This window comes from Ensifer sp. R1-3 (assembly GCF_056739175.1).
The window spans coordinates 2928721-2943065 of the sequence record NZ_CP096515.1; the positions used below are offsets into that span (position 1 = coordinate 2928721).

Sequence of the window (14345 nt, forward strand, 5' to 3'; positions counted from 1 at the left end):
TCGCTGTAGCACTTTGATCTGCTGCATGTTTGTCCTTTAATCGGATACGATTAAAGGAAACATGCAGTAAGAGGCGAAACGGCACCGCGAGTCCGATGAGAGGCAGCCCCTGCGCCGCCTCACTCCGAAATGATCTTCACCTTGTCGCCGGGTCTGACGGTCGATGTGATCTGCATCGCATTGATCAGCCGGAAAAGATCGAGCTTGCGGTCTGTACCCATCATGCGGGCCGCAAGGGTAGCGATCGTATCGCCGGACCTGACCGTGACCACCCGGACGCGCAGCGGCTTCAACGACTGGACCTCGCCGGACGTCATGCGGCGGAAGGAGGTTCGCAACTGGTTTGCCGTCGGCTCGAGTGCGCTCGAGCCCTTCGGAACGGCCGTCAGGAAGCGGTAGATGCGCTCGCCGAACCTGATCACCGTGACATCGAAATCCCAGCGGTCTGCCGATGCGCGCGCCGTTGCGGCCTCGAGGCCGTTGACGGTGATCGGGCGGATCGTATCGGGCTTGAGGCCCGTTACCCAGCCGCTGGCGATGTAGTCGGTCAGGCTGCGCCGGCTCGTGTCGGCGATGCCGTCGAAACGAATGGCGACCTCGCCCGCCCCGGTGGCGAGCACCGCCTCGGCCTTGTTGTCGATCTGGAAGCCGGTGGGCACGTCGAAGCGTATGCCGAGCTGGCCATGCAGGAAGGTCTGTCCGCGGACATAGCCCTCCTGCGGGCTGTCGCCATAGAGGATACCGTCGATGCCGGCGAGATAATAGTCGCGCCCGCGGTCGCCGCTCGTCCCCTCGGGGCCGAAGGCGCGGGCATGCCGGCGCGCGAGATCGACGCGCTGCGGCGCGTTGGGGTGGCTCGACAGGAAGTCCAGACTCTGGTCCGCCTCCGGGTCCACCGCGCTGAAGCGGCTATAGGCGGCCATGGAATCGAGGAAGCGCGCTGCCGCATAGGGGTCGTATCCGGCCTCGCCCAGCATGCGGACGCCGATCACGTCGGCCTGCAGTTCCTGATTGCGCGAGAAGGCGGCAAGGCGCAGCTTGCCGCGGGCAAGCGCCTGCTTCCCGGCAAGGTCGGAGGAAAGCACCTCGGACACGACACGGCTGGCGATCACCTCAGCCTCCTCGCGCTGCTGGCGCTGGATGCCGTGATTGGCCGTCACATGCGCCATCTCGTGCGAGAGTACGGCGGCCACTTCCGAGGCGTCGTTGGCAAGCGCCAGCAGGCCGCGCGTCACGTAGAGATAGCCGCCCGGAAGCGCGAAAGCGTTGATTGCCGGCGAGTTGAGGATCGTGATGCGGTAGGATTGCTGCGGGTTTTCCGAAACCGCCGTCAGGGCGCCGGTGATCCGGGCGACCAGCCGCTCGGTCTTGGCGTCGCGGTATTCTCCGCCGTAGCTCGCCACGATGCGCGGATGCTCGCGCGCGCCGAGTTGGGCCCGCGGGTCGTTCTTCTGCACTTCCTCGACGATCTGCGGATTGGAGGATGGCGAAACGGTGGGCTCGTAGGTCTGCTCGATCACGGATTGGCAGCCAGCGATCAGCGTCGTGGCAGCCAATGCGACCAGCGCTCGTGCGCGAACGGCTCCATGCCGCCGCGGAAACCAGCCATTCATGACTGCCTGCCTTATCATGCCTCAGCCCGTCCCCATCCGCCGGTGCGACCCGCGGCTCGAAGCCATTCATCGCAATCGGCGAAAAGTCCTACTTTTTCAGCCGGATGCGGTGCACCGGCGCGGGTGTTTCAGCCAGGATTCTGCTGTATCCGATTTCAGCGCCGCCTGCCTAGCCGACCCCAGTAGAAATAGTTGCCCCGTGGTATCGCAGCAACGGATGCGCGAATTTTGCGAGATACCCGCTGGTGTCTCCCGCGCCTCGCACGGCGCGGCGGTCAAATTGTGGCGTCCGGCGAATTTAGTTCGCCCGGCGTCGGATCGGCCGCCGCGAACAATACGTCATCCTTCGTTGCCGAGGAACCGGTTGATCGCAGCGATGTCGCGGCGCCCGAGGAACCGATCGACTTCATCATGGGCGACAATCCGGCCCCGGTCGAGAAAAAGAACGCTGTCGGCGAGCGCCCTCACGTCATCGGGATGATGTGTGATCATCAGTATCGTGTTGCCTTCCTCCTCGTGCAGATCGCTGATGAGTGCCCGCATCTCGGCGCGCATGCCGGGGTCGAGCGCGGCGAAAGGCTCGTCGAGCAGGAGGATCGGGCGGTGCCGCACGAAGGCGCGCGCGAGCGCGACCCTCTGGCGTTCGCCGCCTGAAAGCGTCGGCGGCAGGCGCTTGCCAAAACCGGCGAGCCCGACCCGGGCCAGTGCATCCTCCACTTTCGTGCGGTCGGCCGCATCCAGCCGCAGCGCCGGGCTGATGCCGAAGCCGACATTGGTGGCGACGTCGAGATGTGCGAAGAGGTTATGTTCCTGGAATATGATCGAGACCGGCCGTTCCGCCGGCGCCCGACCGGTCATTTCCTCGCCGAGGATGCGGACTTCCCCGCGCCCCGGTTGCTCGAAGCCGGCGATGATGTTGAAGAGCGTCGACTTGCCCGAGCCGGAGGCGCCGGCCACGGCGACGATCCGCTTCGCGGGAACCGCGCAGTCGAAGGCGAGCGTCGTCGTTTCGAAGCTTATCTCGACGCTCTTGACGGCGAGAGCGGTGGAACTCATGTGCTTTTACCTTCGGGCGGCCTCTCCTCTCCCGCCGTGCCGAGCACCGTCAGGACAAGGCAGAGAAGGCCGAGAACCAGCGCCAGTCCGGCCGCATCCGCGGTGCGATAGCTGCCCATCCGGCTATAGAGCAGATAGGGGAGGGTTACCATGTTCTCGGAGCCGAAAAGAGCGACTGCTCCCAGATCGCCGAGCGAGAGGGCCATGGCAAAGGAAAAGGCGACAAAGAGAGGCTTGCGCAGGCCCGGCCAGTCGATCCACAGCAGGCGGTGAAAGCCGCCGATGCCAAGGCTCGCGGCAAGGCGCGCGGTGCGCGCGGCATGCGTCGCCATGGCCGGCGCGAGCACCCGGTGAACGAAGGGAAGCGCCATCAGCGCATTGATGGCGACGACGACGGCCGGCGCGAAACGGGCGACGTCGCCGAAAGGCCTCAGGAGCAGGAACCATCCGGCGCCGAGCACGACGGGAGGCACGAGCAGTATGAAGGAGGTGCTCGCGCCGATCGTGCCTGCAAAGAGGCGAGGCGCCGCTCCGGGGCGCCGCTGCGCCAGCGCGAGCCGTTCGGTACGGATCATCAGCGCCGCGATGGCGACGGAGATCGTGGCGGAGACAAGGGCGATCGTCGCGCTCATGGCGAGCGCCCGATGGAATGCCGGCTCGCTCACGAGACGGACGAGGTCGGCCTTCGATCCGCTATAGGCGATGGCCGCAAATGGCAGGCCGACGAGGATGACGGCGAGTATCAGCCAGATCCGGTCGGCAAGCCGCGACAGACCGCTTGCGCCGTCGAAACGCCGGATGGCCCTGCCGCTGGTCTCTCCCTCCAGCGGTGCCGGCGCGATCAATTTCAGGACGAGAAGCAGCGCTCCGGTAAGGGCGACCTGAAGTGCCGAAAGGGCGATCGCCCGCGGCGGGTCGAAGTCGAAGCGCAGCGCCTGATAGATCGCCACTTCGATCGTGCTGGCGGCCGGCCCGCCGCCAAGCGTCAGCACGAGCGTGAAGCTGGTGGCGCAGAGCATGAAGATGAGCCCGGCGATGCCGGGAAGCAATCCGCGGATCACCGGCCACTCGATGAAGCGAAAGGTGGCGAAGGATCCCATGCCGAGATTGGCGCTGGTGCGCCAGTATTCGGCCGGAATGCGCTCGATGCCGGCAAGCATCAAGCGTGCGGCGAGCGGCATGTTGAAGAAGACATGGGCAATGAGAATGCCGGAGAGGCCATAGATGCTGACCGGCTGCTCCAGCCCGGCTGCCGAAAGCACCCTGTTCAAGAGCCCCTGCCGGCCCCAGATTTCGATGAGCCCGAGTGCGGCGACGAGCGCCGGCAGGCCGAGTGGCAGCGCCAGAAGCCGCAGCACCCAGATGCGGCCGGGGAACGAAGCCTGGCGGGCAAGTGCCCGGGCAACCGGTATGGCGAATAGGATGGCAAGAAGTGTCGAGAGGCTGGCCTGCAGCAGCGTGAAGCGTGTGATGCGCCAGATATAGGCATCGAAAAGCGGACCAGCGCCGGCGCTGCCGGCCGATTGGGCAAGCAGTGCCGCGCCGGCGAGGCCGACGAAAAGCAGGATGCCGCCGAGGGCGAAGGCCCCGGCGGCGATGGTCATCCTGCTTTCCTTTGTGCCGGACAATCCGGCCTCAGTTCCGGCTCATGGCGGCCAGCCATTCGTCGATCCAGGCCTTGCGGCTGGCGGCGACCTCCCCGGAGGGAATGAGGAACGTCTTTTGCGGTTCGACGAGCTTGCCGAAGGCTTCCGGCAGCGGCTCCTTGGTCGCCGTCACCGGCATCATCCAGTTGGTCGTCGGGATGATCGACTGGAATTCCGGACCGATCATGAAGGTCAGGAAGCTCCGGGCGAGTTCCGGGTCCTTCGCGTTCTTCGTCAATGCGGCGACTTCGATCTGGATATAGTGGCCTTCGGCGAAGGGGGCCGCCTGGTAGCGCTCGGTGTTCTCCGCGACCATGTGATAGGCAGGCGAGGTGGTGTAGGAGAGAACCATCGGCGCCTCGCCCTTTGTGAAGAGACCGTAGGCTTCCGACCAGCCCGGCGTGACCGTCAGCACGCGGTCCTTGAGCTTCGCCCAGGCCTCGCCGGCCTTGTCGCCATAGACCGACTTCACCCAGAGCAGGAGGCCGAGGCCGGGGGTTGAGGTCCGCGGGTCCTCGATGACGATCTTCTGCGACGGATCGCCCTCGACCAGTTCCTTGAGGCTCTTCGGTGGGTCCTTCAGTGCCTCTGTGTCGTAGACAACGGCAATATGGCCGTAGTCATAGGGTATGAAGGTGTCGTCGGAGAAGCCGCCCGGAACCTTGACGGAAGCGGTATCGGCGCCGTGCGGTGCGAAGAAGCCGGTCGCCTTCGCCTCCGCCACCAGATTGGTGTCGAGGCCGAGTACGATGTCGGCCTTGGATCCCTGACCTTCGAGCTTCAGCCGCGTCAGGAGTTCGACCCCGTCGGCGACCCCTACATAGTCGACCTTGCAGTCACACGTCTTCTCGAACGCTTCCGCCACCTTGGCGCCCGGCCCCCATTCGGTGATGAAGCTCTCATAGGTATAGACCGTCAGCGTTTTTTCCGCGGCCGCCGCGCTCACGGAAAATGCCGCGATCGAAGCGGCGGCGATCGCAAGCCGGCCAAGGATTTTTCGATGGAGTGAACTGGACATTCTGGCACCTCTCCCTTTGTTGTTGCTGCAATGGGAAAAGCGCGTATCGGTCCGATCGCTTCTAATCCCTCCGCCGGTATGAGCCGGATCAGGTTCCGCGGGTTGGCTCGAAGCCTCTCAGCCATGGTCGCAAAGCCGGCCAGGGCACCCCGTTAGAGCAGCAGAAGATTTAGCTTCCGGCGACGGCTTAGGCAAGCTGAGTTTCAGCAGGGACGTTTGCCATCCGCGCCGGGCGCGCTATTAAAAGTCAAACAATTGCCGGCGCCGTTTGTTCGCCGAAAGCGGAGACAATTCCATGCCAGACATGCTCGTCCGCCTCTATGCCTTGCCCGAGGGCCGTCCATCGCGTCTCGACCCCGACGTCCGCATCCGGCGGGCGCTTGCGGCCGAGCGGCGGGTCGTCATTCCCTGGATCGAGGAGCGCTTCGGGGCCGGGTGGGCCGGCGAGGCCGAAACCGCCTTCTCCTCGACGCCGGCGCGCATCCACATCGCTCACCATCGGGACCGGATCGTGGGCTTCGCATGCCATGACGTAACCGCGCTCGGCTTCTTCGGTCCGACCGGAGTGGACGCGGCCATGCGCGGCAAGGGCATCGGCGAGGCCCTGCTCGTCGAAAGCCTGCTGTCCATGCGCGCCGCCGGCTATGCCTATGCGATCATCGGCGGCGTCGGCCCCGCCGATTTCTATGCCCGCGCGGTCGGTGCGGTGGAGATCGCCGGATCGACGCCCGGCATCGGCATGCTTTTCCCCGGGGATCCGGCGTCCGGAACCTGATCCGCGCAGCATGCGTTCGCAAAACAGCAGCCGGAGCCCTTTTCCTTCGCCGCTGCTTTGCGCTATGGGCTTCTGCCATGATCCGATCACCCTTCACCATCCTGCTCGGCGGCGCGCTGACGCCGACAGACCGGCTCGCTCGACAGCTCGAAGGCAGCCGCTTCGTCGCCGCCGACGGCGGCATGCGCCATGCAAGGACGCTCGGGGTCGTTCCCGATCTCTGGGTCGGCGACTTCGATTCCACGGACGAGGCGCTTCTGGCGGAGTTCGCCGGCGTCCCGCGTGAACGCCATCCGGCTGCCAAGAACGCGACCGACGGGGAGATCGCCGTCGAGGCGGCCCTCGAGCGTGGCGCGACCTCGCTCGTCTTCGCGGGCGGACTCGGCGGCGCGCGCAGCGATCACGCTTTCCTGCACCTCCTCGGCACCGTCGCACTTGCCGAGAGCGGCGTTGCGGTGATGATGACCTCCGGCGAGGAGGAGGCCTATCCGCTGCTGCCCGGCTCGCAGGAGATCGAGTTGCCGAAAGGCAGCCTCTTCTCGATCCTCGGCTTTGCTGACCTTGACGGTCTCTCGATCGAGAACGTGCGCTACCCGCTGAAGGATTTTCATCTGCCCTTCGGCTCGTCGCGCACCATTTCGAACATCGCGGATGGCACGGTCCGCTTCACCCTGAAATCCGGCCGGGCCGTCATTCTCGCCCGGCCCTATGATCTTTCCGGAGCCTGATGCCTTGGCACCTCCCATCCTTAAGCTTGACGACATTCTACTGACCTTCGGCGGCACGCCGCTGCTCGCGGGTGCGGGCCTGCAGGTCGAGCCGGGCGATCGCATCTGCCTCGTCGGCCGCAATGGTTCGGGCAAATCGACGCTGATGAAGATCGCCGCCGGGCTTGCAGAACCCCAGTCGGGCGAGATCTTCAGGCATCCATCGGTGACGATACGCTATCTCCACCAGGCACCCGATTTCGACGGCTTCGATACGGTCCAGGCCTATGCGGAAGCCGGCCTCGGCCCAGGCGACGATCCCTACCGGGTCGCCTACCTGCTGCAGCATCTGGGGCTGACCGGGGAGGAAGAGCCGACGCGCCTTTCCGGCGGCGAGGCGCGTCGTGCCGCCCTTGCCCGTGTGCTTGCGCCGGAACCCGACATTCTGCTTCTCGACGAACCGACGAACCATCTCGATCTGCCGACGATCGAGTGGCTGGAAGACGAGCTCGTCCGCAGCCGTTCGGCGCTGGTGCTGATTTCGCACGACCGGCGCTTCCTCGAAAAGGTGTCGACGGCGACCGTCTGGCTGGACCGCGGCCAATCGCGCCGCCTCGATCGCGGCTTCGCGCATTTCGAGGCCTGGCGCGACGAGGTGCTGGAGGCGGAAGAGCTCGAACAGCACAAGCTCGGCAAGGCGATCGAGCGCGAAGAGCACTGGCTGCGCTACGGCGTGACCGCAAGGCGCAAGCGCAACATGCGCCGGCTCGGCGAGCTGCAGGACATGCGGGCCCGCCATCGCGGGCACAAGGGGCCGCAGGGTACGGTCCAGGCCACCGTGGCCGACGCCAGGGAATCGGGCAAGCTCGTCATCGAGGCGGAGAAGATCACCAAGGCCTATGGCGATCGCGCGATCGTCGCGCCGTTCTCGATCCGCGTCCACCGCGGCGACCGCATCGGCCTCGTCGGACCGAACGGCGCCGGCAAGACGACGTTGCTGAAGCTCCTGACCGGTCAGCTCGCGCCGGACACGGGCAGCGTCAAGCTAGGCACCAATCTCGAGATCGCCACGCTCGACCAGAAACGCGAGGAACTGAACCTGGACGAGACGCTGGCGCATTATCTGACCGACGGGCGCGGCGAGACCCTCCTCGTCAATGGCGAGCAGCGCCATGTCACCGGCTACATGAAGGAATTCCTCTTCCAGCCGGAGCAGGCGCGAACGCCCATCCGCGACCTGTCCGGCGGCGAGCGCGCGCGTCTCATGCTCGCCCGCATCCTGGCACGCCCGACCAACCTCCTGATCCTCGACGAACCGACCAACGACCTCGATATCGAGACGCTGGACCTGCTGCAGGAGATCGTGGCCGGATTTTCCGGAACGGTGATCCTGGTCAGCCACGACCGCGATTTCCTCGACCGTACCGTGACCTCGACCATCGCGCCGGCCAACCCGGAGGCGCCCGATGGCCGCTGGATCGAATATGCCGGGGGCTATTCCGACATGATGGCGCAGCGCCGCGGCGCACTCGAGGAAAGGCGCCGGAGCGAGAAAGCCGAGAAGGCCAGATCGAGCGGCGCCTCCTCGTCGCCGAGCGAACCTCAGAAGGCGAAGGGCAAGCTCTCCTTCAAGCAGAAATTCGCGCTCGAAAACCTGCCGAAGGAGATTGCCAGGTCGGAGGCGGAGATCGCGAAGCGGGAAGAGAAGATGGCAGATCCCGACCTTTTCTCGCGCGACCCGAACGGCTTTGCCAAGCTCGCCGCCGAGCTCGAGAAGCTCAGGACGGACCTCACGCGCATGGAAGAGGAATGGCTCGAACTGGAAATGCTGCGCGAGGAACTCGAGGGCTGAGCGGGCGGACCGTGACGGCAGCGTTGGAGGTGCAGTACTCCCCTGCCTGCCCGACTCCCCCTTGCCTATCGCACTTGCGACCGCCTCAACCGCCGCTCGACCGCCCGAAGGGCCAGCGACAACCCAATCGTCAGCACGAGATAGACATAGGCGACGATGGAATAGGTCTCGAAGAAGCGGAAGGAGCCTGAGGCATAGACCTTGCCCATCTGGGTGATGTCGGCGACGCCGAGCACCGAGACGAGGGAGGAATCCTTGACCATCGCCACGAAGTCGTTGCCGAGCGGCGGCAGGATGACGCGGATCGCCTGCGGAAAGACGACGAGGCGAAAGCGCTGGTAGCGGGAGAGCCCGAGCGCCTTTGCCGCCTCCACCTGGCCCTTGTCGACCGACTGGATGCCGGCGCGGAAGACTTCGGCAATGAAGGCCGAATAGCCGATCATCAGCGCCATGATTGCCCGCCACATCAGCGACACGTCGCGAACGACGAACGGCTCGATCCAGCCCGCCGAAATCAGCGGCGCCGCCACGAAATTCGCGACCGTCACCAGCGCAGGCGCGCCGACGAAGGCGATATAGAACAGCAGCACGAGGATCGGTACGCCGCGGATGACTTCCGTATAGAAGCGCGCGATCTGGCGCAGGACCACATGCTCGGAAAGCGCCATCAGGGCCACGCCGAGGCCGAGCACCGTTGCGAGCACGAAACCGACGAGAGTGACGAAAACGGTGACGCCCAACCCCTTCAGGACGACGGTGAATACCTGCGTGAAGATATCATTGGCGGCGATGACCGCGGCCAGTGCCGCAGCGATCACGAGAAGGGCGATCAGCCACCAGGGATAATCGTCCTTCCCGGAAGTGTCGGATGATTGGACCGGCGTCATTTCAATTCCAGTAGGTGGAAGCGGGACGTGGGCGGAAAACCGCACATGCGTTTTATCCCGTTCCGGCGGTCAGCCGCCCATCTTGTAGTCGAGGAACCACTTCTTGTTGAGCGCGTCGAAGGTGCCGTCCTCCTTGAGCGCCTTGATGGCGGCATTGACCGGCGCGACGAGTTCCGATCCCTTCGGGAAGATGAAGCCGAAATCCTCGGTGCCGAGCGGCTCGCCGACCACCTTGAGCTGGCCGTCGGAGGAATCCACATAACCCTTGGCCGCGACACTGTCGGTCAAGACCAGATCGACGTCGCCGGCCTTCAGCGCCTGCACCGTCGCACCGAAGGTTTCGAACAGCTTGATGCGCGGGTTCTGCTCGTTGCCGTCGAGAACCTCGTAGACGGCCGTGTAGAAAGGCGAAGTCCCGGGCTGGGCGCCGACCAGACCGCTTTCGAGCGCTGCGAAGCTCTTGGCATCGTCGAAGCGGGTCTCGTCGCCGCGCACCAGCATGAACTGCTGCGAGCGCATATAGGGATCCGAGAAATCGACCTTCTCCTTGCGGTCGTCCTTGATGGTGATTCCGGTCATGCCGATCTGGTATTGACCGTCGGAAACCGCCTGGATCATCGCATCCCAGCTCGTGTTCTGGTACTCGACCTTGAAATTCAAGCGCTTGGCGATCTCGTTCATCGCGTCATATTCCCAACCGATGGCCTGGCCGGATTTCGGATCGACGAACTGCAGCGGCGGATAGGCATTCTCCGTCACCACGACGACCGTCTTGCCGCCGAGGTCGGGCAGGTCGCTGGCGAAAACGGGCGCAGAGACTGCGAATGGAACGGCAAGAACTGCGGCAATGCCCGCAAGCACGTGGCGACGAATTGTCATTGGAGGAACTCCCAGATTGTGGCGACAGAAAATGTCATAAAATCTATGGGGAGCACAAGCGGCTGATACCAAAAAGAAAGGCGGCCCGAGGACCGCCTTTCCGCACAACTCTGAAGAGTCGAAAACTTATTCTGCTGCAGCTTCCGCAGCCTTTGCTTCTTCCGCTGCCTTTGCCTCGGCGGCTTCGGCTGCTGCCTTCTCGGCGGCCAGAGCCTGGGCGGCTGCGACCTTTTCAGCCTCGATGCGTGCCTTCTCCTCGACAACGGCCTGGCGCTCGGCGTCGTTCAGCTTGCGGGCGCGGGTGCCGGTGTTTTCGACGATACGAGCCGACTTGCCGCGGCGGTCGCGCAGATAGTAGAGCTTGGCGCGGCGGACCTTACCGCGGCGAACCACATCTACGCTCTCGACGAGCGGGGAGTAGACGGGGAATACGCGCTCGACGCCTTCACCGTAGGAAATCTTGCGAACGGTGAAGCTCTCGTTGATGCCGCCGCCGGAACGGGCGATGCAGACGCCTTCGTAAGCCTGTACGCGGGTGCGGTTGCCTTCGACAACGCGTACATTGACGCGGACGGTGTCGCCCGGGGAGAATTCGGGAAGGGTGCGCTTTGCGGCGATCTTGGCGGCCTGTTCGGCTTCCAGCTGCTGGATGATGTTCATCGGTCTAACCTTTGCGTTTTTCTGAAACAGCCAGAGCGCTCTCGATCGGCCTGTCGGACTTCCCTTCAGGCCTTGCCGCATTTGCGGCAGGAGCGTATTCGCCATTCTTTGTTGACGGTCGACGGGCAAGGAACCCGAACCGGGCCGGCACATACACCATATGACCGGCCTTGTCATCCCCGAAAGCGGATTTTGTCGCACGCCCGCCTCAAGAATGCCCCTCCCCACCCCCTCCCGCCTGTGGGGAAAGATGGGGAGGGGCCGCAATGTATCGCGGACTTGCGGTCGACCGCGCCACCGGCTATCCCGATTCACGTGTTTCGGGGGAAAGCCATGACGTTGCTCCAGGTCTTTTTGCTCTTCGTCGCCGGCTTCCTGTCCGGCGTCGTCAATGCCATTGCCGGCGGCGGCACCTTCCTGACTTTCGGAGCGATGACGCTTGGCGGGCTGCCGCCGATCGTCGCCAACGCGACCTCGTCCATCATCCAGTTCCCAGGCTATATCACGTCGACGCTTGCCTATGCCAAGGAGATCCGCGCCGACCGGAAGAACGCCATCGTCCTCGGTATCATTTCGGCGATCGGCGGGCTCGCCGGCGCGCTTCTGCTGCTGTCGCTCTCCAATCCGGCCTTCCGTGCGATGGTGCCCTGGCTGCTGATCGCGGCAACGGCGATCTTCGCCGCCGGCCCCCTCCTGAAGCCGAAGGCGCGCAGCGACGAGCATCGCATCGGCCCGCTGGGCGTGGCGAGCCAGCTGGCGACCTCCGTCTACGGCGGCTTTTTCGGCGCCGGCATGGGCATCATGATGCTGGCCGTGCTCGGGCTTGCCACCGGCGGCGGCTACCACCGGCTGAACGCACTCAAGAACTTCATCTCCATCGTCATCGCCGCAATCGCCATCGTGGTTTTCGCCGCGGGTGGCGTCGTCTCCTGGCTGCACGCGGCGATCATGGTGCCGGGCGCAGCTCTTGGCGGCTATATGGGTGTGTGGGCGGCACGACGCGTCCCGCAGGCGGTCATCCGCGCCGTGGTGGTGGCGGTGGGTCTGCTGCTGGCGGCCTATTATTTCTTTACGGGTTGAGCCGGATCACGCTTCGGATGCCGGGCCCGTTCCAGGAGGTCGGGCCGGCGTTCCGCCGTCAGCCGGCGCGCCGTCGCTTCCCGCCACTGCGCAACGGCCGCGTGGTTGCCGGAGGTGAGGACGGCCGGGATTTCGTGACCTTCGAAGATCTGCGGACGCGTGTAGTGGGGATGTTCGAGGAGCCCTCCCTCGAAGCTCTCGTGGACACCTGAAAGCTGATTGCCCATGACACCCGGCAGGATACGCACCACGGCGTCGAGCAGAACGAGTGCTGCCGGCTCCCCGCCGGAAAGAATGTAGTCGCCGATCGAGACTTCCTCGAGTCCACGCGTATCGATGACCCGCTGGTCGACGCCCTCGAAACGGCCGCAGACGATGACTGCGCCGGGACCGGCGGCCAGCGCCCGCACCCGTTCCTGCGTCAGCGGCCGTCCGCGCGGGCTCATCAGAAGCCGCGGCCGCCCGTCATCTGCAGCGACATGATCGATGGCGCGGGCAAGAACGTCGGGCTTCAGTACCATTCCGGCACCGCCGCCCGCGGGCGTATCGTCGACGGTGCGGTGCTTGTCGCCGGCAAAGTCGCGAATCTGCACGGCCTCCATCGACCAGTCTCCGCGCTCCAGCGCCTTTCCGGCGAGCGAAACGCCGAGGTGCCCCGGAAACATCTCCGGGTAGAGCGTCAGGACAGTCGCGCGAAAGGGCATTGCCTTGGGCTCACTTGCGCTTGGTCGGAAAGGGCTTGCCGGGCCCGCTCTTCTCGTCGTCGACGAGCCCGGCGGCGGTCGGGTCGATGACGAGCTTGCCCGCTTCGAGGTCGATTTCGAGTACCGACCATTCGGTGAAGGGAATAAGCACCGGCCTGAGGCCCGGGCCCTTCAGTTCGAGGAGATCGCCAGCGCCGAAATCGAAGACACCGGTCACCGAACCATAGCTCTTGCCGGTGCGGTCGACCGCTTCCAGACCCTCGAGGTCTGCGTAGAAGAATTCGTCCTCGTCTAGATCGTCGTCGGGGAGATTGTCGCGCTCGATGAAGAGTTCGAGACCGTTGAGCGCTTCGGCAGCGGTCCGGTCGTTGATGCCCCGAAACCGCACGACGACCACGTTCTTGGCCTCGCGGATCTCAAGCACCTCGAAGACGCGGCCGTCCTCGCTGTGGAGGTTGCCATAGTCGCCGAGTGCGGCCGGATCGTCGGTGAAGGACTTTACCCGCACCTCGCCGCGCAGCCCTTGCGCCGCGCCGATCGTCGCCATCAGGACAGGGTTCTTCAGCTGTGTCATCGTCGGGCATCCAGGGTGAACGTGCTGCATGTTTCCTGAACCACATCGGGATGAGAACATGCGATTTTCCGGTGCACATAAAGCAAAACGGGCGGCATGGAAATGCCGCCCGTTTTCAATGCCGGTCGTCGGAAATTATTCCGCGGCTGCTTCCGAAGCTGCAGCGGCTGCTTCTTCGGCCTTCTGCTTGGCTTCAGCGGCACGTTCCTGTGCCTTCTTGCCGGGCTGCGCCTTGGTCGGGTTGTTGCGGGCCGGGCGCTTGGCAAGGCCGGCCTGGTCGAGGAAGCGCATTACGCGGTCGGTCGGCTGGGCGCCCTGGGCGATCCAGTGCTGAACGCGCTCGGCGTTCAGTTCGATGCGCTTTTCGTCGTCCTTGGCAAGCATCGGGTTCCAGGAGCCGAGCTTTTCGAGGAAGCGGCCGTCACGCGGGCTGCGCGCGTCGGCAACGACGATCTGGTAATAGGGACGCTTCTTGGAACCGCCGCGGGCGAGACGAATTTTCAGTGCCATTTCAATTTACTCCTTGCAGGCTTTCTTGACCGCTTGACTCAAGCGGAATGGGTGGTGCCGGCGCTGCCCGCGTTCTGCGAGCAATCGGCGGCGATGGCTTCATGATGCCGGATGACTTCCTTGATGATGAAGTTCAGGAACTTCTCGGCGAAATCCGGATCCAGATTGGCGTCTTTCGCCAGGTGGCGGAGGCGTTCGATCTGGTATTCTTCGCGCGCCGGATCGGCCGGCGGCAGCTGGTGCTTGGCCTTGAGCACGCCAACCGCCTTGGTGCAGCGGAAGCGTTCGGCCAGCATGTGGACGAGCGCGGCATCGATATTGTCGATCGACTGCCGGTAGCTCGCCAATTCCTCTTTGATCTCGGGATCAAGCATTCGTCGCGAT

The 14345-nt window shown here is 64.6% G+C and carries 15 protein-coding genes and 1 riboswitch; of the genes, 4 read left to right on the forward strand and 11 right to left on the reverse strand.

The genetic code is table 11. The features are described from left to right. Positions 1 to 119 precede the first annotated feature (119 nt). The 4 genes from M1D43_RS13940 to thiB form a co-directional block, all read right to left on the reverse strand. Positions 120 to 1631 carry a M48 family metalloprotease gene (locus tag M1D43_RS13940; RefSeq protein WP_003529768.1) on the reverse strand — a complete coding sequence of 504 codons (1512 nt, stop codon included), beginning with the start codon at positions 1629 to 1631 and terminating at the stop codon, positions 120 to 122. Positions 1632 to 1952: 321 nt separating this feature from the next. Then, entirely contained in the window at positions 1953 to 2669 is a 717-nt protein-coding gene (gene thiQ / locus M1D43_RS13945; RefSeq protein ID WP_003529766.1) for a thiamine ABC transporter ATP-binding protein, read from the reverse strand. Next, positions 2666 to 4273 carry a thiamine/thiamine pyrophosphate ABC transporter permease ThiP gene (gene thiP, locus M1D43_RS13950; protein ID WP_153315093.1) on the reverse strand — a complete coding sequence of 536 codons (1608 nt, stop codon included), beginning with the start codon at positions 4271 to 4273 and terminating at the stop codon, positions 2666 to 2668. Before thiP ends, thiQ begins: the two co-directional genes overlap by 4 nt. Before the next feature lie 31 nt (positions 4274 to 4304). Beyond that, positions 4305 to 5333 (reverse strand): thiamine ABC transporter substrate binding subunit, encoded by a 1029-nt coding sequence (gene thiB, locus M1D43_RS13955; protein ID WP_153315091.1) that lies wholly within the window; start codon positions 5331 to 5333, stop codon positions 4305 to 4307. Between the two features lie 48 nt (positions 5334 to 5381). After that, positions 5382 to 5495: riboswitch (TPP riboswitch) on the reverse strand. Between the two features lie 133 nt (positions 5496 to 5628). On the opposite strand from thiB, the gene M1D43_RS13960 reads away from it, so the two are divergent. The 3 genes from M1D43_RS13960 to M1D43_RS13970 all read left to right on the forward strand — a co-directional run bounded on the left by M1D43_RS13960 (position 5629) and on the right by M1D43_RS13970 (position 8667). Further along, the gene (locus tag M1D43_RS13960; protein WP_153315089.1) at positions 5629 to 6108 is read left to right on the forward strand and encodes a GNAT family N-acetyltransferase; all 480 of its coding nucleotides are present in this window, start codon (positions 5629 to 5631) and stop codon (positions 6106 to 6108) included. Between the two features lie 77 nt (positions 6109 to 6185). Next, positions 6186 to 6836, forward strand: a complete 651-nt coding sequence (locus M1D43_RS13965; protein WP_003529758.1) for a thiamine diphosphokinase — start codon at positions 6186 to 6188, stop codon at positions 6834 to 6836. Between the two features lie 4 nt (positions 6837 to 6840). Beyond that, on the forward strand, positions 6841 to 8667 hold the full coding sequence (locus tag M1D43_RS13970; protein ID WP_107608582.1) for an ABC-F family ATP-binding cassette domain-containing protein: 1827 nt from the start codon (positions 6841 to 6843) through the stop codon (positions 8665 to 8667). 65 nt (positions 8668 to 8732) lie between these two features. On the opposite strand, the gene M1D43_RS13975 is transcribed toward M1D43_RS13970, so the two are convergent. From M1D43_RS13975 to rplS, 3 genes are all read right to left on the reverse strand, one after another. Continuing rightward, entirely contained in the window at positions 8733 to 9554 is an 822-nt protein-coding gene (locus M1D43_RS13975; RefSeq protein WP_003529754.1) for an amino acid ABC transporter permease, read from the reverse strand. A 69-nt stretch (positions 9555 to 9623) separates the two neighbouring features. Further along, a complete protein-coding gene (locus M1D43_RS13980) occupies positions 9624 to 10433 on the reverse strand; it encodes a basic amino acid ABC transporter substrate-binding protein (protein ID WP_010970519.1) in 810 nt (269 codons plus the stop codon). A 126-nt stretch (positions 10434 to 10559) separates the two neighbouring features. Next, positions 10560 to 11093 carry a 50S ribosomal protein L19 gene (gene rplS / locus M1D43_RS13985; protein WP_003529750.1) on the reverse strand — a complete coding sequence of 178 codons (534 nt, stop codon included), beginning with the start codon at positions 11091 to 11093 and terminating at the stop codon, positions 10560 to 10562. A 333-nt stretch (positions 11094 to 11426) separates the two neighbouring features. Here rplS and M1D43_RS13990 point away from each other — a divergent pair, with 333 nt between their 5' ends. Then, positions 11427 to 12173 (forward strand): sulfite exporter TauE/SafE family protein, encoded by a 747-nt coding sequence (locus M1D43_RS13990; RefSeq protein WP_010970518.1) that lies wholly within the window; start codon positions 11427 to 11429, stop codon positions 12171 to 12173. Here the strand turns inward: M1D43_RS13990 and trmD are convergent. From trmD to M1D43_RS14010, 4 genes are all read right to left on the reverse strand, one after another. Further along, a complete protein-coding gene (gene trmD / locus M1D43_RS13995; RefSeq protein WP_107608549.1) occupies positions 12155 to 12877 on the reverse strand; it encodes a tRNA (guanosine(37)-N1)-methyltransferase TrmD in 723 nt (240 codons plus the stop codon). The two genes, M1D43_RS13990 and trmD, sit on opposite strands and share 19 nt — an antisense overlap. A 10-nt stretch (positions 12878 to 12887) precedes the next feature. After that, positions 12888 to 13451, reverse strand: a complete 564-nt coding sequence (gene rimM, locus M1D43_RS14000; protein ID WP_010970516.1) for a ribosome maturation factor RimM — start codon at positions 13449 to 13451, stop codon at positions 12888 to 12890. A 135-nt stretch (positions 13452 to 13586) separates the two neighbouring features. Continuing rightward, a complete protein-coding gene (gene rpsP, locus M1D43_RS14005; RefSeq protein WP_003529742.1) occupies positions 13587 to 13961 on the reverse strand; it encodes a 30S ribosomal protein S16 in 375 nt (124 codons plus the stop codon). Positions 13962 to 13999: 38 nt separating this feature from the next. Next, entirely contained in the window at positions 14000 to 14335 is a 336-nt protein-coding gene (locus M1D43_RS14010; RefSeq protein ID WP_003529740.1) for a chorismate mutase, read from the reverse strand. Positions 14336 to 14345 lie beyond the last annotated feature (10 nt).

Coding starts and splice junctions, on each gene's coding strand:
- M1D43_RS13960 (WP_153315089.1), top strand. CDS start 5,629: ATGCCAGACATGCTCGTCCGCCTCTATGCCTTGCCCGAGGGCCGTCCA.
- M1D43_RS13980 (WP_010970519.1), bottom strand. CDS start 10,433: ATGACAATTCGTCGCCACGTGCTTGCGGGCATTGCCGCAGTTCTTGCC.
- rplS (WP_003529750.1), bottom strand. CDS start 11,093: ATGAACATCATCCAGCAGCTGGAAGCCGAACAGGCCGCCAAGATCGCC.
- M1D43_RS13940 (WP_003529768.1), bottom strand. CDS start 1,631: ATGATAAGGCAGGCAGTCATGAATGGCTGGTTTCCGCGGCGGCATGGA.
- M1D43_RS14010 (WP_003529740.1), bottom strand. CDS start 14,335: ATGCTTGATCCCGAGATCAAAGAGGAATTGGCGAGCTACCGGCAGTCG.
- M1D43_RS13990 (WP_010970518.1), top strand. CDS start 11,427: ATGACGTTGCTCCAGGTCTTTTTGCTCTTCGTCGCCGGCTTCCTGTCC.
- rimM (WP_010970516.1), bottom strand. CDS start 13,451: ATGACACAGCTGAAGAACCCTGTCCTGATGGCGACGATCGGCGCGGCG.
- trmD (WP_107608549.1), bottom strand. CDS start 12,877: ATGCCCTTTCGCGCGACTGTCCTGACGCTCTACCCGGAGATGTTTCCG.
- thiB (WP_153315091.1), bottom strand. CDS start 5,333: ATGTCCAGTTCACTCCATCGAAAAATCCTTGGCCGGCTTGCGATCGCC.
- thiP (WP_153315093.1), bottom strand. CDS start 4,273: ATGACCATCGCCGCCGGGGCCTTCGCCCTCGGCGGCATCCTGCTTTTC.
- rpsP (WP_003529742.1), bottom strand. CDS start 13,961: ATGGCACTGAAAATTCGTCTCGCCCGCGGCGGTTCCAAGAAGCGTCCC.
- M1D43_RS13975 (WP_003529754.1), bottom strand. CDS start 9,554: ATGACGCCGGTCCAATCATCCGACACTTCCGGGAAGGACGATTATCCC.
- M1D43_RS13965 (WP_003529758.1), top strand. CDS start 6,186: ATGATCCGATCACCCTTCACCATCCTGCTCGGCGGCGCGCTGACGCCG.
- thiQ (WP_003529766.1), bottom strand. CDS start 2,669: ATGAGTTCCACCGCTCTCGCCGTCAAGAGCGTCGAGATAAGCTTCGAA.